We start from the raw sequence: 21,270 nt of genomic DNA on the forward strand, positions 1-21,270 counted from the left end.
GACGGCCGGTCGAACCGGCCCGGCGATCAGAGCGTGCCGTTGTCCACGGCCTCGGTGATCCACGGGATGACCTCGTCGAGCATGTCCCCGAGCGAGGTGGCGGCCTCGAACCCGAGCACCCGCTTCGCCTTCTCCGTGGCCGGCACCCGGCGCTGCACGTCGTGCTCGAAGGACTCGTCGTGCACGAAGGCGAGCGGCGCGTCCGGGCCCTTGATCTTGCGCCAGATCGCCTCGGCCAGCTCGAGCACGGTGTGGCCGTGCGGGGTGGAGAGGTTGAAGTCCTCGTTCAGCGCGTCCGGGTGCTCCATCGCCGTGACGATGCCGCGGGCGAGGTCGCCGCCGTAGGTGTAGTGGCGGATCTGCTCGCCGGTACCCAGCACGTGCAGCGGGTCCTGGCCCTTGAGGATCTTCTGCACCAGGTCCGGCACCACGTGCGACATGGCCAGCTTGACGTTGCCGGAGAGCACCTCCTGGTCGCCCAGGGCGCGCGACTCGCCGATGCCGACGCAGTTGAACGGCCGCACGATCGTGTAAGGCACCTGGTACTGGTCCCAGGCGGCCCGGGCGAAGTACTCGACCGCGAGCTTCTGGAAGCCGTAGGAGGAGAGCGGCGGGGGCACCCGGCGCTCGTCGCCCTCGGCGCTCGGCCAGCTGTCGGTGGACTCGAACACCATCGACGAGGACAGATACGTCACCTTGCCCAGCGGCGAGCCGGCCCGGCGGGCCGCGATGGCCGCGTCGCAGGACGAGGCGATGATCCGCTCGTTCGCCGCGAGCAGGTCGTACGCGTAGGTGTGGAAGTACGAGATGCCGCCGATCAGCGCGGCGCCGGCGACGAAGTGGTCGCAGTCGCCGAGCAGCTCGGTCATCAGGGCCGTGTCACGCACGTCCCCCTCGGTGAAGTGGTAGTCCGGGTGGGAGTCGTAGGACTTGACCACCTTGCCGTACTTCGAGTAATCGTCGATGCCTGACACGGCGTAGCCCCGCCGAAGCAGTTCCTCGACCACGTAGCCGCCGATGAATCCGGCGGAGCCGCTGACCAGAACCTTCTGCACGGTGCTATTCCTTTTCGTCGTCCGGGTGCGCGCGGTCGGCCAGCGCGCTCAGCGTCAACCGCCGGCCGAACGCGAACAGGTACCAGCGCAGGTACTTCGGGATCCACTTGGCCAGGCGGAAGTTCGACACGCCCTCGCGGCGGTCGAGCCAGATCGTGGGGATCTCGGCGACCGGGAGCCGGGCCCGGCGGGCCTTCGCGGTCAGCTCGATCCCGATCTCGAACCCGGCCCGGCTCTCGATGCCGACCAGCCGCACGAACTCGGTCGAGTAGGCCTTGAACGAGTTCGTCGCGTCCCGGGTGCCGATCCGGGCGAAGATCCGCAGCGAGCGGCCGGCCAGCGAGGAGAGCAGGCCCTTGAACAGCGGTCCGCCCACCTGCGCCCCGCCCGGCATGTACCGGGAGGCCGCGGCCACCGCCACGCCGCGCTCCACCAGCCGCACCAGGTCGTCGATCTGCTGCGGGTCGTCGCAGCCGTCGGCCATGGTGACCACGGCCACCTTGGCCGAGGCCGCGCTGATGCCGAAGCGGATGGCGTTGGCCGGGCCGCGCCCGTAGGTGTTGTGCAGCCAGCGCAACCGGGGCTCGTACTGCCGGTAGGCCTCGACCGCCGGGACGGTGGGGTCGTCCGGGCTGTCCACCACGACCAGCACCTCGGCGGGCAGGAGTACGCCCTCGAAGATACGGTCCAGGGCGGGCACGATGTTCTCGGCCTCGCGGTACGCCGGGATGACGATGCTGACCCGCGGCACGGGCCGGCCGGTCGCGAGGCGTACCGGCCGCGTCAGTGTCGCGGACTCTCGTGTGCCTAACATTTCAGTGCTCATATACGTACGCCGTTACCGAGCAGGTTCCAGAGGTCGACGACCGGTTTGTCGATGCGCAGTCCACGGTACTCGGTATGGGGAGCCGCGATGACCAACACATCCGCACGGTCGAGCACCTCTTCCAGGGGGCGCAGCGTCCGGTCGACCGTGACGTGCGGATCGGTACAGACCACCGCGCCGGCTTTGAACGCGAGGACCCGCTTGAGCTTATAGGCCAGAGAGGAGCGGATGTCGTCGCTGTCACCCTTGAAGGCCATGCCGAGGATGCCCACGGTCATGTCCTGCAGGTCGTAGGAGCGCTCCAGCCGGTTCGCCACGTACAGCGGCAGACCCTCGTTGACCTGCATGGCACTGACACCGAGGGCGAAGTTGTTGGCCGTCACCGCGGTCAGCTGCATGGTGTCCTTGAACAGGCACGGGCCGGCCGCGAAACCCGCGCCCGGCATGTCGGCAGCCCTCGGATAGTCATATGTGATGGCGTGTCGGACCCGTTCGAAGTCCACACCGTGATCATTGGCCATCATGTAGAACTGGTTCGCCGCGGCGAACTTGATGTACCGCCAAACGTTGGTGAACAGTTTGGCGAACTCCGCCTCCTCCGGGGTCACCCGGACGATCTGCTCGGTCAGCAGGCGGAAGAGCCGCGAGGCGCGCTCGGTGGCCCGCACGGTGCGCCCGGCCACGATCTGCGGCAGCTCGAACAGCTCCGTCATCGCCTTGCCCTCGGCGATCCGCTCCGGGCAGAACGCGGTGTCCACGGCCACGCCCTGTTCCGCGAAGGTCTTCTCCACCAGCGCGGTGACGCCGGGGAAGACGGTGGAGCGCAGCACCACCAGCTGCCCCTCGCGGAAGTGCGCGATGGAGGCGCCGACCGCCTCGGGGATGGCGGTCTGGTCCGGGTTGAGGTATTCGTCCACCGGCGTGCCGATGACCACCACCACGTGCTCGGCGGTGGCGACGATCTCCGGGTCGGTGCTGGCCGCGAGCCGGCCGGACGCCACCGCCTCGGCCAACGGCCCGGCCGCGCCGGGCTCGGCGAACGGGAGCCGGCCCGCGTTGACGGTGTCCACCGCCTGGGCGCTGATGTCGTAGATGGCGACCGTGGCTCCGCGCGCGGCGAGTGCCACGGCCAGCGGGAGGCCGACATGGCCGCCGCCGCCGATCACGACCACGTCGCGGCTGAAGCGGTCTGGACGTGTCGCCGACAGGGCCTCTTCACGCACGATCGCTGTATTCCTATCCGCCCTTACCAGTCCGGCCATCGCCGCGTGGCTCGGATTTACCGCGAGGCTACCGTGTCGCCGAGTCCGGGACCAAGGAAGGTCTTCGAGTTGAGACTCACTCAAGGGAATAGTCGCCGATTCGTTATTCGCTTTCTCAGATTCCCCTCAGTCTCCGTCGACGCGGCTTTTCCGCGCGCCCGGCACAGCGGATAGCATGTCCGGCATGAAGATCCTGGTCACCGGTGGCGCCGGATTCATCGGCTCGGAGTACGTCCGAGCCCTGCTGAGCGAGCGGCTGCCCGGTTCGGCGGGCGCCGGCGACACCGTGACGGTGTACGACAAGCTGACATACTCGGGCAACCCGGCCAACCTGGATCCGGTTCGCGCGCACGCGGGTTTCGCCTTCGTGCAGGGCGACATCAACGACGCCGCACTGCTCGACGAAGTGCTTCCTGGTCATGACGCGATCGTGCACTTCGCGGCCGAGTCTCACGTGGACCGCTCGATTCTCGGCGCGTCGGATTTCGTCACCACCAACGTGCTGGGCACCCAGGTGCTGCTCGACGCGGCGCGCCGGCACCGGATCGGGCGCTTCCTGCACGTGTCCACGGACGAGGTCTACGGCTCGATCGACGAGGGCTCCTGGACCGAGCAGTGGCCGATCGCGCCGAACTCGCCGTACTCGGCCGCGAAGGCCGGCTCGGACCTGCTCGTGCTGGCCGCGCACCGCACCCACGGCATGGACACGGTCGTCACCCGCTGCTCGAACAACTACGGGCACTACCACTTCCCGGAGAAGGTCATCCCGCTGTTCATCACGAACCTGATGGACGGCCGGCACGTGCCGCTCTACGGCGACGGCGGCAACGTGCGCGACTGGCTGCACGTGTCCGACCACTGCCGCGGCATCCATCTGGCGTTGACCAAGGGCCGGGCCGGCGAGGTCTACAACATCGGCGGCGGCACCGAGACCACCAACAAGGAGCTCACCGAACTGCTGCTGACCGCGACCGGCCGGGACTGGTCGTACGTGGACTACGTCGAGGACCGCCTGGGCCACGACCGGCGCTACTCGTTGGACATCACGAAGATCTCGCAGGAGCTCGGCTACCGGCCCGAGATCGCGTTCGCCGACGGCCTGGCCGCCACGGTGGACTGGTACCGGGAGAACCGCGCCTGGTGGGAGCCGCTGAAGGCGAAGGCCGCGCTGTGACCCGGGAGACGGAGACGACCGAGAACACTGCTTCGCGGCTGCTGATCGTCGGCGCCGGCGGCATGCTCGGGCGCGAGCTGGCGGGCCTGCTGCGCGAAGCCGGCCGCGGGCCGGGCGCGCTGGGGCGGGCCGAGCTCGACGTGACCGACGCCTGCGCGGTCAAGGACGCGGTGGCCGGATACGACGTGGTCTTCAACGCCTCCGCGTGGACGGACGTGGACGGCGCCGAGACGCACGAGGACGAGGCCGCCGCGATCAACGGCGCGGCGGTGCGGAATCTGGCCGAGGCCTGCGCGGACGGCGGCGCGAAGCTGCTGCACATCTCCACCGACTACGTCTTCCCGGGCGACGCGACCGACCCGATCCGCGAGGACGCCCCCACCTCGCCGATCAACGCCTACGGCCGCACGAAGCTGCTCGGCGAGCAGGCCGTGCTCGAGGTGCTGCCGGACTCCGGCTACGTGGTGCGCACGGCGTGGCTCTACGGCCCGTACGGCAGGAACTTCGTGGCCACCATCCTGAACGCGGCCACCCAGCGCGAGCAGCTGGACGTGGTCGACGACCAGCGCGGGCAGCCGACCTCGACGGCCGCGCTGGGCCGGCGGCTGGTGGAGCTGGCCGACGCCGCGCACCGCGGCGAGGCCCCGGCCGGGGTCTACCACGGCACCTGCTCGGGCGAGACGACCTGGTTCGGGCTGGCCCGGGCCGCGTTCGAGCTGACCGGCCTGGACCCGGAGCGGGTGCGGCCGACCACGAGCGAGAAGTTCCCGCGCCCGGCGCCGCGTCCCGCGTACAGCGTGCTCGGGCACGGGCGCTGGGCGGCGGCCGGCCTCGGGCCCATGCCGGACTGGCACGACTCGCTGCGCGAGCACCTGGCCCGCGCCGCCGCACGATGAACGCAGAGAACTGAGGGGCTGGAACGGCCATGGCCGAAGCCGTCGCGCCGCCGGGCATCGACATCCTGATGCCGTACTACGGCGATGTCGCGCTGATGCAGGAGTCTGTCCGCAGCGTGCTGAGCCAGACCGACCCGGACTGGCACCTGACCGTGGTCGACGACGGCGAGGCGGCCGGGGTGCCGGAGTGGTTCGCCGCGCTCGGCGACGAGCGGGTGAGCTATCTGCGCAATCCGGTCAACCTGGGCGTGTCCGGGAACTTCCAGAAGTGCCTCGGCCTGGCCCGACGCGAGCGCATGGTGATGATCGGCTGCGACGACCAGCTGATGCCGAACTACGTGGCGCGGGTGCGCGAACTCGAGCGCACCCGGCCGGGCGTCGGCCTGATCCAGCCCGGGGTCGAGGTCATCGACGAGCACGGCGAGCCGGTGATGGGCCTGGCCGACACGATCAAGCGCCGCCTCTACGCGCCCAAGGAGCTGCACGACGGCGGGCCGATGTCACTGGCGGGCGAGGAGCTCGCGGCCAGCCTGCTGCGCGGCAACTGGCTCTACTTCCCCTCGCTGTGCTGGCGGACCGACGCGATCAAGGCCTCGCGCGGCTTCCGGGAGGATCTGCGCGTGGTGCAGGACCTGGCCGTGATCATCGAGCTGGTGGAGAAGGGCGAGTCACTGCTGGCCGATTCGGTGCCGGCCTTCCGCTACCGCCGGCACTCCGGCAGCGAGTCCTCGATCGCGGCGGTGGACGGCTCGCGGTTCGACGAGTCGCGCCGCTTCTTCACCGCGACCGCGGACCGGATGGACGAGATCGGCTGGCCCCGCGCCGCACTCGTCGCCCGCCGGCACCGGGCCGTGCGGCTGCACGCGCTCTCCCTGGCTCCCACGGCCCTGCGCCAGCACGACACCGCGCTCTTCCGTCGGCTGGTGCGGTACGCGGCGTCCACGAAGTGACGCGGGGCCCTGAACGCCAGCAGCCCGCCACGCCCGCGGGTTCGCGCATTGCCGCACCTCGCCGGTAGGTCAGGGTCACCTCGGCCACGCGGCGGCTGCGCGCCGCGCTGAGGATCGGCTTCGGCGACGGGCGGATCACGGCCTACTCGGTGCTCGCCGACCCGGCCGAGCTCGGCGCGCTGGACCTGGCCGTGCTCGAACCCTGATCGCGGGCGCGCCTGGGCGTCCGGCTCAGCGGGCCAGCACGTCCTGGTCGACGATGGTCTCCGGGTCGTCCTGCTCCAGCGCCCGCACCGGCGGGGCCACCGCGTCGCGGATCGCCATGGCCCGGGCCAGCTTCGTCAGCCGGCGCTCGGTGTCCTTGAACCGCAGGTAGGTGTTGAGCGAGAAGAACGCGAACACGACGACCAGTATGTACAGCAGCAGGTCCGTGCCGCGCCCGACGCCGACCTGGTTGGCCAGCCAGGTCATCACGCCCGGCCGCAGCACCGCGATCACGCCGAACAGGCAGAACAGCAGGAACCCTATGCGCTTGAACGCCTGCAGCCGCGCGGTGTGCGCGAGCCGCAGGAAGGTGGAGAACAGCACCAGGGCCGCGAGGATCAGCAGGAATTGGATCAGCACGGCACTCAGCCCCTTCGGCGCAGTGCGAGGTCGAAGACGATGTTGATCCCGTTGAGCAGCGACTGGCCCTTCGAGAGCGAATATTCGGTGTAGTCGATGGTCACCGGGATCTCGCGCACCCGGAAGTCCGAGCGGGCCAGGAAGTCGACCAACTCGGAGGCGTGCGCCATGCCCGCCTGGGTGATGTCTATCTTCTCGGCCGCGGTGCGGCTGATCGCGCGCAGCCCGTTGTGCGCGTCGGTCAGGCCCAGCTTGCGCGAGGGCCGGCTGAAGAGCGCGACCGTGCGCAGCGCGAGCTTCTTGAGCGGCGGCACCTCGTGCGCGGCCTCCAGGAAGCGCGAGCCGAGCACGACGTCGGCCTCCTTGGTCCGCAGCACCTCGACCATCCGGACCACGTCCTCCACGCGATGCTGGCCGTCCGCGTCGAAGGTGACGAAGTATTCGGCGCCGGGCTGCTCGAGCGCATAGCTCAGCCCGGTCTGCAGGGCCGCGCCCTGGCCGAGGTTGATGGGGTGGCGCAGCAGGTGCGCGCCGGACCCGAGGATCCGCTGCGCCGAGGCGTCGCGGCTGCCGTCGTCGACGCACACCACGTGGGGGAAGGTCTCGAGGACGTGTGCGATCACGTCCGAGATCACCGTCTCCTCGTTGAAGACGGGCAACACGAGCCAAACGTCAGGAAAGTCTTGCACCCGTCAACCCTGGATCTTCGAAGGGCCGCGCCGCCCGGGCCGAGCAACGGAGGCGGATCTGTTGGATCCTAACAGCCGCCCGGGCGGCCTGGCCAAGCTCAGGACGTCACAGCCCGGCACCAGGACGGCGCCGGACGCGCGCCGGGGCGCGCTGCGGGGCGGAAATTCCTCGCGTGTGCACGGTGAAGTAGTCTCGGATTCTGCCCGGGCCATTACCACGGGCCCTAAACTGTCGCCGCCGTCGAAGGCGGCGGCCGCGGGGAGCGCGCGAGCGCGGATAGAGGAGTGGCGATGGGATCGCAGGCGCTGGGTTCCGAGGCGGCGCGGGCCGAGTCGGCCGACGCGCGAACGGACCCTGCCCGGCCGCCCGCGCGCCGACGCCCGGGCCTCCCGGTCGTCGTCGGCCTGTTCGCCGGGGCCTGGGTGCTGCCGCTGCTGACCCACCTGACCCGGTCCGACCTGCTGCTGGTGTTCGTGATCGTGTTCGCCACCGGCGGCCTGCTGCGGGTCGGCTCCACCGTGCTGGACCGGCTGATGGCCACGCTCGCGCTGGTCTTCAGCCTGGCCATGACGGCCGGTCTGATCTTCTCGCTCTGGCCCTGGGGCCTTCAGCCGGTGGCCGTCGGCGGCACGGCGCTGACCGTGCTGGTGGCCGCGTACCTCTGGCTCGGCGCGCCGCCGCCCTGGCGCGCGTGGCCGCGCCGGGTGCTCGGCAGCGACCTGGTGCTGGTCGGCGGGTTCCTCGCGGCGAGCGCCATCGCGTACGGCCCGAGCTGGGGCCAGGACTCCGGCGGACGGCTGGCCCTGGCCGGGATAACCGGTGACCGGCTGCGCCACTTCAACCTCTTCGACACCATCCACCGGGTCGGCGGCTACACCTTCCTCAAGCAGGGTCCGTCGAAGGACATGGTCGACCCGGGCATGCTGGCCACCTACCCGCCGGGCCAGCACTTCCTGTACGCGCTCGGCGACATCTTCCTGCGCTCGAACGTGAACCCGGGCGGCTCCACCGGCGAACTGCAGCGCTACAACGTCTGGGTCAGCCTCGGCTACGGCTTCTTCGTGCTCTGTGTCGCCTGGGCCGCCCGCTGGGCCGCCGGACCCTCGCTGGCCGGCTGGCGCCGGTCCTTCCTGGTCACCGCGATCGCCGGCTGGCTGTCCGTGGCCACCTACACCAGCGCGGTGTGGTGCACCTGGGACCCGCAGGTGCTCGGCATGGGCCTGCTCGGCCTGCTGGCCGCGTTCTGCTTCCGCCCGCCGAAGGACCCGCGCACGCACATCGTCCTGGTGGCGGCGCTGTCCGTGGCGATCTGCCTGACCTACGAGCTGTTCGCGCCGTTCGTCGCCATATTGGCCGCGGTCACCGCGTACATCTACCGCAAGCGGCTGCTGCCGCACTGGAAGCTGCTGGTGGTGGTCGCGGTGCTGGCCGTCCCGGCCGCGCTGAGCGAGTACATCGCCGCCGTGGACGCCGGCCTCAACAGCGGCGCCACCGCCCAGTCGATCGGCTTCACCATCCCGTTCAGCACGCTGGCGCTCGTCGTCATGGTGGCGGCCTGCCTCATCGGCTTCGCGAGCCGCCGGGCCCGGCGGCGGCCGTCCGCCTGGGCCGGGCTGCTCGCCGTGGTGCTCTCCGGCGGGGCGATCATCGCGTTCCGGATCTACCAGGAGCGCACCATCGGCACCACCAGCTACTACTATCCGAAGGCCGAGCAGGCCTGGGCCGTGCTGATGCTGGTCGCCTCGGGCACGGCCGGGCACCTGCTGCGCCGTCCCCGGCTGCCCCAGCGCGGCTGGGCCGGCCTGGGCGTGGGCGCGGCCGCGGCGGTGGTCGCGGTGGTGGCCACCGGCAGCTACTGGTACGGCCCGGTCGAGGTGTCCAAGCCGCACACGACCGCGTCGAACCCGGGCGCGGTCTGGAAGCTGCGCGGCGGCACGAACTGGGCCTCGTACTGGCTCAGCGGAGAGCATTCCCCGTCGTACGTCGCCGCGATGCAGAACCTGCTGAACTGGCGGCTGCTCGGCGACGGCGTGCCCACCCTGGTGGTCGCCTCCGACAGCCAGGCCAACAACGTCAACCTCAGCCTGCTGCTGGCCACGCTCAACCAGGACGCCGGCCTGCTCACCGACCCGATCAACGCGGGCATGTCCACCACCGAGGGCCTGGCCTCGGTCGGGGTGGACGGCCAGGACTGGACCCCGGTGCTGCTCAACAACCTGAGCCAGTTCGAGGCGAGCCTCGCCGCGTCGCCGGTGAAGCTGCGGGTGATCGTCACGAACGCCCCGCTGCGGGACAAGCTGAACGACTGGGCCGCGGCCAACCCGGACAAGATCTCGGTCCTCTACAAGCCGGACATCAACAACCCGCGTTAAGACGGCTGCATGCGAAGGGCCCGGCCGGATCAAGTGATCCGGCCGGGCCCTTCGCATGACGGCTAGCGGATGCCGGCGAACAGGTCGTCCTCCGGGATCGCGGTGTCCACCAGGCTGCGCGCCAGTTCAAAGTCCTCGGTCGGCCAGACCGCCTTCTGCAGGTCCATCGGCACCGAGAACCAGGAGCCGTCCGGATCGACCTGGGTGGCGTGCGCCAGCAGCGCCTGGTCGCGCACCTCGAAGTAGTCCGCGCAGTTCACGTGCGTGGTGATCTCGCGCTCGAGCCGGTCGCCGCGCTCGTCCCAGCGCTCCATCCAGCCCTCGTAGGGCGAGGATCCGGTGCGCTCGAGCATCGCCTCGTGCAGGGCCATCACCCGGGCCCGCGAGAAAGTCTGGTTGTAGTACAGCTTGAGCGGCTGCCACGGCGCGCCGGTGCCCGGGTAGCGGTCCGGGTCCCCCGCGGCGTCGAACGCCTCCACACTCACCCGGTGGCACTGGATGTGGTCCGGGTGCGGGTAGCCGCCGTTCTCGTCGTACGTGGTGACCACGTGCGGCCGGAACTCGCGCATCAGCCGGACCAGCGGCTCCGCCGCCGTCTCCACCTTCTCCAGCGCGAAGCAGCCCTCCGGCAGCGGCGGCAGCGGGTCGCCCTCGGGCAGCCCGGAGTCGACGAAGCCCAGCCACGCCTGCGCCACGCCGAGGATCTGCCGGGCCCGCTCCATCTCGGCCCGGCGCACCTCGTGGATGTTCGCCTCGATCTCGGGGTCGCCCTTCAGCCTCGGGTTGAGCACGTCCCCGCGCTCGCCTCCGGTGCAGGTGACCACGAGCACCTCCACCCCCTCGGCGACGTACTTGGCCATCGTGCCCGCGCCCTTGGACGACTCGTCGTCCGGGTGCGCGTGCACCGCCATCAGCCGCAGTCTGTCCTCCACCGGTCCCTGCTCCCTCGTACCTGGCCGTTGCCGCCCGTGGCGTTCCACGGAGTCCCTTTGTCGCATCGGTTCTCGGAGTCTCTATAGTGGCGGACGGCCGGGGTGGATCGCGAGAAACCGCATCCGCTTGCCCCGACGCGCCCTCAAACCAGAGCGCGAACGGACCGCAGAAACTTCCCGGCACCGACCAAGGGACTTAGATGACCGAGTACAGCGCCACCGACCAGCCCCGCGCCGACGAGCCGCAGGACGGACGGCCCGACGCCGAGACCGCCCCCACCTACACCGACCCCGACTTCGCCTCACGCTACGGCGTGAAGGGCGGCATGTCGCGCACCCGCAAGATCACCCTCGGCGTGGCGGGCATCTGCGTGCTCGCCGGCGTGGCCGGCTACATCGGCTGGAACGAGGCCCACCCGGAGGTGCAGGCCACCGTCATCTCCTTCACCACCAGCGGAAACAGCGCGACCGTGCGGTTCGAGGTGGACAAGCCGGCGAACGAGATGCTCGAGTGCACCCTCGAGGCCGAGGACGTCAAGGGCGAGGTCATCGGCACGGTGAACGTCCCGGTGCTGGACAAGGGCACCGCGAAGCTGGATCAGCAGACGACCATCAGCGCCACCGGCACGCCCAACACCGTCATCGTCGCGAACTGCGTGAAAGCCTGAGCGACCTGCGGAGACGGGGCCGAACACCGCGACTTCTAGGAAACTGTCGGTCCGGCTTGGTAGCCTCGTAGTTTCGGCGGGTACCTGACTGTACGGAACCCGCGCACGTACCCGGCATGGCTGCCGCCACCCGACCCTACGAGGAGCATCGTGACCCAGACCAGCGATAACGTCACCTGGCTTACCCAGGATGCGTACGACCGGCTGAAGGCCGAGCTGGAGTATCTCCAGGGTCCGTACCGGGTCGAAATCGCTAAGAAGATCGAGGCCGCCCGCGAGGAAGGCGACCTGCGCGAGAACGGCGGCTACCACGCGGCCAAGGAGGAGCAGGGCAAGATGCACGCCCGCGCCCTCCAGCTGCGCCAGCTGCTCGAGAACGCCCAGGTCGGCACGGCCCCGAGCCAGTCCGGGACGGCCGCTCCCGGCATGGTGGTGACGATCGCGTTCGACGGTGACGAGGACGACACGCTCGAGTTCCTGCTGGGTTCGCGCGAGGAGTCCGGCGCGCAGATCGAGGTCTACTCCCCCCAGTCCCCGCTCGGCGCGGCCATCAACGGCCACAAGGTCGGCGAGACCGCCTCCTACGAGCTCCCGAACGGCAAGTCCATCTCCGTGAAGCTGCTCAAGGCCGAGCCCTACGCCTAAGACGCGCCTTTGCCTAGACGCGCCTTTGCCTCGGCCCTGTCCCTACGCTTCGCTACGGGGCAGGGCCTACGTACGGGCGCACGGCTCCCTGTTACTTTTTGGGGCACGGCCCCAAGCCCCACGCCGGGGACACCCCGGACCCCGCGCGCGGCCTGACGGGGCGTGAAGTCCGTGCGGCGGCTTACGCCAATTGGGGATCAGCTGACGGTAAGACAGATGAATTCTCGTCAGACAACCGTTCAATCACCGTTGGCCTTGAATTCTTCCGTCAGGTGATTGAGCGGTATTTTCTGACTGCGATGGGGACGAAGATCGCGAGGATGATCAGGGACCAGAGCAGTGAGGTCAGCACCGGCTCGCGCATGGGGAAGACGTCGGGGATTCCGCCGGGCGGATAGCCGGTGGGGTTGCCGAAGAGTTCTCGGAGGGCGAGGACGGTGGAGGAGATCGGGTTCCACTCGGCGATCGGCTGGAGCCAGCCCGGTAGCGACGTGGTGGGCACGAAGGCGTTCGAGACGAACGTGACCGGGAAGAGCCAGATGAAGCCGGCGGTGTTGGCCGTCTCGGGGGTGCTGACGGTCAGTCCGATGACCGCGCCGATCCAGCTCATCGCGTAGGCGAAGAGCATCACCAGCAGGAAGGCGCCGACGGCTTTGAAGAAGCCGTTGTGGATGCGCCAGCCCACCGCGACTCCGCACAGCGCCATGATGGCGAGGACGAGCAGGTTCTGGATCCAGTCGGCGATGGTGCGGCCGAGCAGGACGGCCGAGCGGGCCATGGGCAGGGAGCGGAAGCGGTCGACGAGGCCTTTGCTCAGGTCGTCGGCGAGGCCCACGGCGGTGGTGCCGGTGGTGAAGGCGAGCGTCTGGGTGAAGATGCCCGGCAGCAGGTACTCGCGGTAGGCGTGCACTCCGCCGCCGCCGGCGACCGGGATCGCGCCGCCGAAGACGAAGGCGAACAGCAGCACGAACATGATCGGCTGGATGGTCGCGAACACGACCATCTCCGGGATCCTGGTCATCCGGCGCAGGTTGCGCAGGGTGACCACCCAGCCGTCGTGGAAGGCCCCGGTGATCCCGGGCATCGCGCGCGGTGCTGACGGGGCGTCGGCGGTGATCTCGCTCATTCTCGGCCGCCTTCCTCGGCGGATTTGCCGGTCAGGGTGAGGAAGACGTCGTCGAGGGTCGGGCGGCGCAGCGCCAGGTCGTCGACGGCGATCCCCGCGTTGTCCAGCTGACGCACTGCCTCGACCAGCAGCTTCGCGCCGCCGGTGACCGGCGCGATCAGCTCTCGGGCCCGCTCGTCGACGGTGGGCTCGGACAGCGCGAGGCCGGTGAGGATGCGCGCCGCGTCGGGCAGCCGGCCGCGGTCGTGCACGACGAGTTGCAGCCGCTCGCCGCCGACCTGGCTCTTCAGCTCGTCCGCCGTGCCGCGCGCGATGACGCGGCCGTGGTCGACGACGGCGATGGAGTCGGCGAGGCGGTCGGCCTCCTCGAGGTACTGGGTGGTCAGCAGCAGCGTCGCGCCGCCCGCGACGAGGTCGGCGATCACGTCCCACATGGCGATGCGGGTGCGCGGGTCGAGGCCGGTGGTCGGCTCGTCCAGGAACATCACCGGCGGCCGGACCACCAGGGCGGCCGCGAGGTCCAGCCGCCGCCGCATCCCGCCCGAGTAGGTCTTCGCCGGCCGGTCGGCCGCGTCGGACAGCGCGAACTGCTCGAGCAGGTTCCGGGCGCGCGCGACGGCCGCGGCCTTGCCGAGGTGGTAGAGCCGCCCGACCATGACGAGGTTCTCACGCCCGGTCAGATTCTCGTCCACGGCCGCGTACTGCCCGGAGAGCCCGATCAGCTCCCGTACCCGGCGCGGATCCCGCCGCACGTCGACGCCGAGCACGCTGGCCGTGCCCGCGTCGGGGACGAGCAGGGTCGTCAGGACCCGGACAGCGGTGGTCTTGCCCGCCCCGTTCGGCCCAAGCAGCCCGAGCACGGTGCCCTCCGGCACCTCGAGATCCACCCCGTCGAGCGCGCGCACCGTCCGGTCCCCGGAGCCGTACGTCTTGACCAGGCCCTCCGCCACGATCGCCGCCACAGCGAAATCGTATCTTACGGGCCTTATATTCGCTTTTCGAGTTGCTACAACCAGCCCTTGGCGCGCGCGAGGGTGAGGGCTTCGGTGCGGTTGCGGGTGCCGGTCTTCTGGATGCAGGCCGAGAGGTAGTTGCGCACGGTGCCTTCGGACAGGAACAGGCGGGAGGCGATCTCGGCGTTGGTCGAGCCGCCTTCGGAGGCGGACAGGACGTCGCGCTCCCGGGACGTCAGGGGATTGATCCCGTCGGCGAGGGCCGCGGCGGCGAGGTCGGGGTCGATCACGCGCTCGCCGGCCATCACCCGGCGCACCGCGCCGGCGAGTTCGGCGGCGGGGGCGTCCTTGACCAGGAACGCGCTGGCGCCGGCCTCCATCGCGCGGCGCAGGAAGCCCGGGCGGCCGAAGGTGGTCAGGATGACGATGCGCAGGTCGGGGTAGGCGGCGTGGGCTCCGGCCGCGGCGCAGATGCCGTCCATGCCGGGCATCTCGATGTCCAGCAGCGCGACGTCCACCGGGCTGCCGGCCTCCCGCGCCGCCGTGAGCGCGGGCAGCACCTCGTCTCCGCGGCCGGCTTCGGCGACCACCTCGAGGTCCGGCTCGAGGCCGAGAAGCGTGGCCAGCGCCTCCCGGATCATCGCCTGGTCCTCGGCGAGCAGCAGTCGAATCACGTCGCGACTCTACTGTGGCGCACCGGCCTTCGTCGAAGGCTGGTTCGGGACGGTGGCGGTCAGCCGGAAGCCGGCGGCGACGGGGGCGGCGGTCAGCCGGGCGCCGGCGGAGACGACCTGCAGACGCTCGCGCAGGCCGCTCAGGCCGTTGCCCGGGGCGGCGGCGGTCTCGTCCGCGCCGACGCCGTCGTCGAGGACCTCGAGGGTGATCGTGCTCGCGCCGTCCACCGTCGCCTCGATCAGCCGGATCCGGCAGACGCGGGCGTGGGAGTGGCGCACCACGTTCGTCACCGCCTCGCGCAGGCACCAGGCCAGCGCCTCCTCGACGCCCCCGGCCAGTTCGCCGGAACGCAGCGCCACCGACGGGTCGGCTTCGAGCTCGATGCCGGCCGCGTTCAACGCGGTGCGCGCCGAGGCGAGCTCCACCGCGAGGGTGGCCCGCCGGTAGCCGGAGACGGCCTCGCGGATGTCGGCCAGCGCCTGCCGCGAGACGTGTTCGAGGTCGAGTATCTGCTGCTCGGCGCGGCTCTGATCCACCGTCATGAGCTTGCGCGCGAGCTCCGCCTTGAGCGTGATCGTGGCGAGCGAGTGGCCGGCCAGGTCGTGCAGGTCGCGGGCCATGCGCAGCCGCTCCTCGCTCGCGGCGAGCCGGGCCACCTCGGCCCTGGCCTCGTTCAGCTCCCTGATCAGCTGCTGCATCCGCCGCACGCCGCTCGTGGCCAGGCAGGAGATCAGGGTGGGGACGAAGATCTCGATCCAGTTGCCCGCGGGCACGCCGAGGAGCGCCGACTCCACGCCCATCACGCCGCCGACCAGCAGACCGAGGATGAGTCCGAGGCCCGGGCCCGACCTCGGCCGCGGCAGGCTGTAGCCGCAGGAGGTGGATACGTAGATCCACAGCACCACCCAGGCCGGGTCGACGACCGCCGGCAGGGTCAGCGCGATGGCCGCCATCCCGCCGAGCAGGCTCAGCCGGAGCGGGTCGGCCCGCCAGCGCGGTTCCGCCCACGGGCCCCAGTCGCCGAGCTGGGCGAGCCAGATGTACAGGACGCAGAAGAGCCCGGCCGCGGCCAGCACCGCGGCCACCTCCGCGATGCCGTGGCCGCCGCGCAGCAGGTCCTTGAGCGGGTCGATCAGGTAGACCAGCCAGATACCCGCGAACAGCCAACCCACCCAGGCCTTGGGCTTGGGTGGGAGGGCTGTCACCTCGTTGCTCATGACGGGCTGTCAGTCCTCGGCGCGCTTGGCGTAGAGCACCGCGGCCAGGACCGCGCAGGCGATGGTCCAGCCGCCCAGGATGAGCACGCCCTTCGCCGGGATCGCGGTGTTGGTGGCCGCGTCCATCGAGATCTCGCGCATCCAGTAGGTCGGGAAGGACTTGCCGATGGTCTCCATCACGCCGCTGACCTGGAAGAACTGGCCGCCGAGCACCGAACCGGCCAGGAACACGATCATCGTGACCATCTGCGCCGAGTCCTGCGGCACGCCGTATCCGATCGCCACGCCCAGCGCGGTGAAGGCGAGCGAGCCGAGCCACAGCGCCAGGAAGGCGGTGAACCACTGGGTCGAGTCGAGCTTGGCGCCCATGGCCGCGCCGATGGCGAAGGTGACGACGATGGCCGGCAGCACGATCAGCAGCGACGCCACCACCTTGCTGGCGACGTAGCCGTAGCTCGGCGAGGCGGTCAGCCGCAGCTGCCGGATCCAGCCCTCCTTGCGCTCCTGGGCGATGCGCATCGCGTTGTTGTTCAGCGAGGCGGCGATGACGCCGAAGGAGGTGTAGGCGATCAGGAAGTAGGTCTTCCACGGGATGTGGGTGCCGTCGATGTCACCCTTGGCCGAGTTGCTGACCAGCATGAACAGCAGCGACGGGTAGAGCACCGTGAGGAACAGGACGCGCCGGTTGCGCAGGCCCCTGATCGCCTCGAACCGGGAGAGGGCTATCACGGCGTTCATCGGGCGTCCTCCATGCTGATCTGGTTCTCCGCGCTCGGTGCGCCGGCTTCGTTGTCCCGCTCGGTGATGGCCACGAAGGCCTGCTCCAGGCCGAGCGCGGTGATCTCCAGCTCCATCGGCCGCAGCCCCTGGTCGAGCAGGGCGTAGAAGGTCTTGTCCGAGTCGGCGGTCTGGATCTGCACCCGGTCGTTGATGACCTCGATGGACACAGCGTGGGGCAGGTCGATCAGCTGCTCCCGGGTGATCCCCGGCAGCCGGAAGGAGACCCGCTGGAATCCGGCCATCGCCTTGATGTCGGCCACGGTGCCGTCGGCCAGCAGCCGGCCCTTGTTGATCACGATCACCTGGTCGGCTATGTGGTCGGCCTCCTCCAGGTAGTGCGTGGCGAACAGGATCGTCTTGCCGCGCTCGGCCTCGGCCTTCATCGAGGCCCAGAAGATCTGCCGGTTCTCCACGTCCATGCCGGTGGTGGGCTCGTCCAGGACGATCAGGTCGCTGTCGCCGGCGATCGCGATGGCGAAGCGGACCCGCTGGGTCTGGCCGCCGGAGAGCTTGTCGGCCTTGCGGTCGGCGAGGTCGGCGATGTTGGCGCGCTGGAGCACCTCGTCCACCGCCAGCGGCCGCGGGTGCAGCCGGCTCATCAGCTCGAGCAGCTCGCGCACCGTCACGTCCTGCGGCAGGCCGCCGGACTGCAGCATGGCGCCGACGTTGCCGGCCACCATCGCCTGCCGCGGCGTCTTGCCGAACACCGTGACCCGGCCGCTGCTGGCCTTGCGCAGCCCGAGCATCATCTCGATGGAGGTGGACTTGCCCGCCCCGTTCGGCCCGAGGAACGCGACCGCCCTCCCGCGCGGAATCTGCAGGGTCAGCTCGCGCACCGCGCGCACGTCCCCGTAGTTCTTGGACACCTGCTCGAACGAGACCGCGGGCGATCCCGCACCCCCCACGAGCTTTTCGTCGCTCATCTGTCTCTTCCCCTGTTTCCGGTCCTTGCTCCAGCGGCCTCTTCCCCGGCCTCGGAACGATAAGACTATGTAACCCTGCCGGGCCGGGGTCGCGTCAGTGTGCACCGTCGTGACGGCGGCATGACATCTGTCATGCCGCCGTGACGGTGGGTCCGCGGGCTCAGTGCAGCAGTCCGCCGAGCACGCCGCCGGAGGTGGTGGGCGGGGCCGAGGGGGGCCCGGAGGGCGGCGGGTTGTGCGTCCCGCCGCCCGAGCCGCCGCTCGCCGGCGCGCTCGAACTGCCGCCCGAGCTGGGGGAACTCGGGGTACTCCCGCTGTTCGCGGTGGAGTCGGAGCCGCAGGCCGTACCCGCGAACGGGATATACGCGACGTGGTACTCCTCGGTGCCGACCTGCGCTCCGCCGCGCAGCAGCACCCGGGTCACGCTCACCTGGAAGCCGTCCGAGGCGGGCTGGGCCGGGCAGCCGGACTGCGGGCTCGAGCTCGCCGCGAGGACCTTCGTGCGGCCCGAGACGTTCACGCTGACCTGGTCGTACAGCGGCTGGCCGAGCACGGCCGCGGTCAGCCGGCCGCCCGCGAAGGAGACGTAGAGGTACACCGGGTGCGGGCTGGAGTCGGTCCACTGCAGGTCGGTGCCCGGCCAGACGACGGCCGCGTCGAGACCGACCGGGTAGCGGCTGAAGTAGGCCGCGTTGGGATGGTGCACGGTGTCGCCCATGCCGGCCCGGAACGCGGCGTCGAACACGGCCGTGGCCACCAGGTCGTCGCCGCCGGACAGGTCCACGCCGGAGGACTCGGCGGTGGCCGCGTCGGTCTCGCTGAAGCCGTTGGCCAGGGTCGGCGGGCCGACGGTCTTGTCGAAGGACCAGACCGCGCCCGGCGCCACGACCGAGCCCATGGACAGCTCGGTGGCCCGCTGCGTGTCGGCGTTGCGGTCTTCCGCGTCCGGCACGGCGAGCGTCGAGCTGCCGAGCACCGCGGTCACGCCGAGGGCCTGCGCCTCGGCGGTGGTGAACGCCGGGGGCAGCGCGCCCGGCTGCAGGGTGGCGCCGCGCGGGGCCGACTTGGTCAGCACGCCGGTCAGCGCCGTGGCCAGGGCCTGCGGGGCGAAGCCGGTGCCGTCCCGCTCCGGGACGAGCTGCGGATCGCCGCCGACGAGGGCGAAGCCGGCGTCGGCGCCCGGGTGCTCGAGGGCGAGCGCGGCGGGGTTGAGGTCGGCGCGCAGCCGGGCGCCGTCGAAGCTCGGCTCCATGACGCCGTCCGCGTTGGGGCCGATGGTCAGGGCGTCGCCGATCTGAGCCGGCGTCAGCACGGTGGCGACGCCGCCGGTGTCGAGGGTGATCGGCGCGCTGACGGCCGGGCGGGCGAGCGCCTCCAGCGCGACCTGCAGCGCCTCCGGCGTGGCGAGCGGTTCGAGCGAGTTGACCGGAAGCATGATCGGCTCGGTGATCTGCAGGTAGCCGGAGCTGATCGCGGTCACCGCGGTCGGCACGTCGAAGCCGCGGCCCTCCCGAGGCGCGGTGACCACCGGCTGGCCGTGGGAGAAGGTGATCTTGCCCTCGACCAGCGGCGTGTCGTAGGCGGAGGCGAGGGTGCTCAGCGCGGCGGTGAGCGCGGTGGTGTCGATGTCGGTCACCGGCGCGAGCTCGTGGGTCACGCCGAAGAGCGCGGGGATGATCGTGAACGGGTTCGAGCGCTGCGATCCGGCCTCGTCCAGGGTGGCGTCGACGTCCAAGGAGAGCCCTGCCTTGGCCGGGTCGAGCGTGGTCGGGGTCTGCCCGACCTGCAGCTGGATCGGCGCGGTCGCGGTCGGTCCGAGCGCCTGTTCGAGCTTGGTCCGCGCGGCGTCCGGGCTCAGCCCGCCGATCTGGACCCCCGCCACCATGGTGCCCGCGGGCATGGCTCCGCCGACGACGTTGCCGGAGAGCAGCAGGGCCACGCCGTAGAGGATGGCGAGCCCGGCGACGCAGAGCCCGGCGATGGTCAGCGCCCTGCCGCGGCCGTGGCCCGGGGCCGGCTCTTCGACGGCGGCGGCCGACTTGCGGCGCGAACCGGGCCGCTCGGTGCGGGTCGCGGCCGAGCGGGTGCCGGAGCGGGAGGAGTGCCCGCCCGGACGCGCCCGGCCGGCGCCGCCCGGCGAAGCGGAGGACGCGGCGGCGGTGGACGACGGGCGAGGCGCCGGGCCGGACGGCGCGGGCGGCGCGCTCGGATCGGCCACCGGCTGCGGCCGGGGACGCGGCGTCGGCCCGGGCGCGCTCGGCATCCGGGCCGGCGCTGCGGCCGGGGCCTGGGCGCGAACGGGGGCGGGCGCGCGAACCGGTGCAGGGGCCGGAGCGGGGACGCGGGCGATCTGCTCGGTCGGCGCGTCCGGCGGGATCGCGCCGAGGGCCGAGGGGATCCAGGCCTGGTCGACCTCTTCCGGATCGAGGTAGGAGGAACCGCCGCTGGAGTCGTGGAAGATGCCGCCGAGGTAGCGCAGCGCGAGCGCGTGCCGCGCCGGATCGGACGGGTCGGCGCCCTGGCCGAACGGCGCGCGCCGGTTCGGCGCGACCGGCAACGGCGCCTGCTGGGTGGGCACGCCGTACGCGCCGCCGAACACCTCGGCCGGCACCACCCGCGGGAAGGTGACGGTCGGCGCGAGGTCCGGCGCGTCCTCGGCCCACGGCGCCGGCGGGAGCGGCGGGAAGACCTGGGTGGCGAAGTCGTCGGCGTATCCGCCCGCGTCGGCGGCCTCGTACCCGCCCGACACGTCCGGGCCGGGTGCGCCCCAGCCCTCGTCGCGCGCGGGCACCGGCCGGCGCGGAGCCAGGCCCAGGTCGGCCGGGTCGACGGTGTTCAGGTCGACGCCGAAGATCTCTTCGATGGTGTCGCGGAACGCGTGGCCGATCCGCCTGGCGTTGGCCTGGGCGGCCTGGTCCGGCGGCAGGGTCGTGGTGAGCAGGCCGCCGCTCGGCCGCAGCGAGGGCGGCAGCGGGATGACCATGGTCGCCGTGGTCATCGCGGCCAGCTGTGAGGGCAGCGTGCTCGGCGACGCCGGAGACGCCGCGACCCGGGCGAACGGGGTGGTGGCGGTGGCCTCGGGCACCTCGTGGGTGTCCTCCCACGCGGCCTGCGGGCGCAGCGCGGTGGACGGGGTGGGCATCGTGGCCGGCAGCAGGATCCGCAGCCGGGCGGTGGCCTCGGCCTCGGGCACCATGCGCAACCCCGCTCCGCCGGGCGCGGGCTGGGCCGGCGCCGCCGGCCCGGCGGGCGGCCGCGGCGCGGAGCCGCCGGCGGAACCCGCAACCTGCGTCGTCCCGCGCCGACCCGGACCGGCCTGCTGCGGCAGCGGCGGGAAGTCCAGCAGGTCGGTGGGCGTCGGCTCGCTGGGATCTGTCGGTACGTCGGTCACTACGCCGGCCCGGCCTTCCGCTCCGCTGACGGACAGTATTTCGCCGATCACCATACTGTGACCGTCCGACGGCGTGGAGCGCTTTCCCGAATCCCGGCCGACCCTGCAGGG

19 protein-coding genes are annotated in these 21,270 nt (G+C 71.3%); 6 read left to right on the forward strand and 13 right to left on the reverse strand.

From position 1 onward, the window contains the following. Positions 1–26: 26 nt before the first annotated feature. The 3 genes from ACTRO_RS21080 to ACTRO_RS21090 are packed head-to-tail and all read right to left on the reverse strand — an operon-like array spanning position 27 to position 3,104. Positions 27–1,055, reverse strand: a complete 1,029-nt coding sequence (locus tag ACTRO_RS21080) for an NAD-dependent epimerase/dehydratase family protein (RefSeq protein ID WP_034265514.1) — start codon at positions 1,053–1,055, stop codon at positions 27–29. A gap of 4 nt (positions 1,056–1,059) precedes the next feature. After that, a complete protein-coding gene (locus ACTRO_RS21085; RefSeq protein WP_084316435.1) occupies positions 1,060–1,869 on the reverse strand; it encodes a glycosyltransferase in 810 nt (269 codons plus the stop codon). An 8-nt stretch (positions 1,870–1,877) separates the two neighbouring features. Next, positions 1,878–3,104, reverse strand: a complete 1,227-nt coding sequence (locus ACTRO_RS21090) for a nucleotide sugar dehydrogenase (RefSeq protein ID WP_245594442.1) — start codon at positions 3,102–3,104, stop codon at positions 1,878–1,880. 223 nt (positions 3,105–3,327) lie between these two features. On the opposite strand from ACTRO_RS21090, the gene rfbB reads away from it, so the two are divergent. From rfbB to ACTRO_RS21105, 3 genes are read left to right on the forward strand one after another with little or no spacing between them, the layout of a single operon-like run. Then, on the forward strand, positions 3,328–4,317 hold the full coding sequence (gene rfbB / locus ACTRO_RS21095) for a dTDP-glucose 4,6-dehydratase (protein ID WP_034265517.1): 990 nt from the start codon (positions 3,328–3,330) through the stop codon (positions 4,315–4,317). Then, the gene (gene rfbD, locus ACTRO_RS21100; protein ID WP_245594443.1) at positions 4,314–5,213 is read left to right on the forward strand and encodes a dTDP-4-dehydrorhamnose reductase; all 900 of its coding nucleotides are present in this window, start codon (positions 4,314–4,316) and stop codon (positions 5,211–5,213) included. Before rfbB ends, rfbD begins: the two co-directional genes overlap by 4 nt. A gap of 29 nt (positions 5,214–5,242) precedes the next feature. Next, positions 5,243–6,163 carry a glycosyltransferase family 2 protein gene (locus ACTRO_RS21105; protein WP_034265520.1) on the forward strand — a complete coding sequence of 307 codons (921 nt, stop codon included), beginning with the start codon at positions 5,243–5,245 and terminating at the stop codon, positions 6,161–6,163. A 231-nt stretch (positions 6,164–6,394) separates the two neighbouring features. Here the strand turns inward: ACTRO_RS21105 and ACTRO_RS21110 are convergent, their stop codons facing one another. After that, positions 6,395–6,787, reverse strand: a complete 393-nt coding sequence (locus ACTRO_RS21110; protein ID WP_034265524.1) for a DUF2304 domain-containing protein — start codon at positions 6,785–6,787, stop codon at positions 6,395–6,397. A 5-nt stretch (positions 6,788–6,792) separates the two neighbouring features. Beyond that, a complete protein-coding gene (locus ACTRO_RS21115; RefSeq protein WP_245594444.1) occupies positions 6,793–7,449 on the reverse strand; it encodes a glycosyltransferase family 2 protein in 657 nt (218 codons plus the stop codon). A 318-nt stretch (positions 7,450–7,767) separates the two neighbouring features. On the opposite strand from ACTRO_RS21115, the gene ACTRO_RS21120 reads away from it, so the two are divergent. Then, positions 7,768–9,849, forward strand: a complete 2,082-nt coding sequence (locus tag ACTRO_RS21120) for a hypothetical protein (protein WP_034265530.1) — start codon at positions 7,768–7,770, stop codon at positions 9,847–9,849. Positions 9,850–9,911: 62 nt separating this feature from the next. Here ACTRO_RS21120 and mca read toward each other — a convergent pair whose 3' ends face one another. Further along, entirely contained in the window at positions 9,912–10,781 is an 870-nt protein-coding gene (mca, locus tag ACTRO_RS21125; protein ID WP_034265533.1) for a mycothiol conjugate amidase Mca, read from the reverse strand. Positions 10,782–10,981: 200 nt separating this feature from the next. Here mca and ACTRO_RS21130 point away from each other — a divergent pair, with 200 nt between their 5' ends. Then, a complete protein-coding gene (locus ACTRO_RS21130) occupies positions 10,982–11,449 on the forward strand; it encodes a DUF4307 domain-containing protein (RefSeq protein ID WP_034265536.1) in 468 nt (155 codons plus the stop codon). Between the two features lie 150 nt (positions 11,450–11,599). Beyond that, on the forward strand, positions 11,600–12,094 hold the full coding sequence (gene greA / locus ACTRO_RS21135) for a transcription elongation factor GreA (RefSeq protein ID WP_034265539.1): 495 nt from the start codon (positions 11,600–11,602) through the stop codon (positions 12,092–12,094). A gap of 268 nt (positions 12,095–12,362) precedes the next feature. Here greA and ACTRO_RS21140 read toward each other — a convergent pair whose 3' ends face one another. From ACTRO_RS21140 to ACTRO_RS21170, 7 genes are all read right to left on the reverse strand, one after another. Then, entirely contained in the window at positions 12,363–13,220 is an 858-nt protein-coding gene (locus ACTRO_RS21140) for an ABC transporter permease (RefSeq protein WP_034265541.1), read from the reverse strand. Next, on the reverse strand, positions 13,217–14,182 hold the full coding sequence (locus tag ACTRO_RS21145; RefSeq protein WP_034265544.1) for a daunorubicin resistance protein DrrA family ABC transporter ATP-binding protein: 966 nt from the start codon (positions 14,180–14,182) through the stop codon (positions 13,217–13,219). The genes ACTRO_RS21140 and ACTRO_RS21145 overlap by 4 nt, the downstream gene beginning before the upstream one ends. 44 nt (positions 14,183–14,226) lie before the next feature. Further along, positions 14,227–14,847, reverse strand: a complete 621-nt coding sequence (locus ACTRO_RS21150) for a response regulator transcription factor (RefSeq protein WP_034265547.1) — start codon at positions 14,845–14,847, stop codon at positions 14,227–14,229. Between the two features lie 9 nt (positions 14,848–14,856). Next, positions 14,857–16,065 carry a sensor histidine kinase gene (locus ACTRO_RS21155; protein ID WP_051451150.1) on the reverse strand — a complete coding sequence of 403 codons (1,209 nt, stop codon included), beginning with the start codon at positions 16,063–16,065 and terminating at the stop codon, positions 14,857–14,859. Between the two features lie 9 nt (positions 16,066–16,074). Beyond that, positions 16,075–16,803 carry an ABC transporter permease gene (locus ACTRO_RS21160; RefSeq protein WP_051451151.1) on the reverse strand — a complete coding sequence of 243 codons (729 nt, stop codon included), beginning with the start codon at positions 16,801–16,803 and terminating at the stop codon, positions 16,075–16,077. Then, positions 16,800–17,768: an ABC transporter ATP-binding protein gene (locus ACTRO_RS21165; RefSeq protein WP_051451152.1), complete on the reverse strand. Its 969-nt coding sequence runs from the start codon at positions 17,766–17,768 to the stop codon at positions 16,800–16,802. Before ACTRO_RS21165 ends, ACTRO_RS21160 begins: the two co-directional genes overlap by 4 nt. A 160-nt stretch (positions 17,769–17,928) precedes the next feature. Beyond that, on the reverse strand, positions 17,929–21,213 hold the full coding sequence (locus tag ACTRO_RS21170; protein ID WP_034265549.1) for a VanW family protein: 3,285 nt from the start codon (positions 21,211–21,213) through the stop codon (positions 17,929–17,931). Positions 21,214–21,270 lie beyond the last annotated feature (57 nt).

The sequence above is a fragment of the Actinospica robiniae DSM 44927 genome, from assembly GCF_000504285.1.
Lineage (GTDB): Bacteria > Actinomycetota > Actinomycetes > Streptomycetales > Catenulisporaceae > Actinospica > Actinospica robiniae.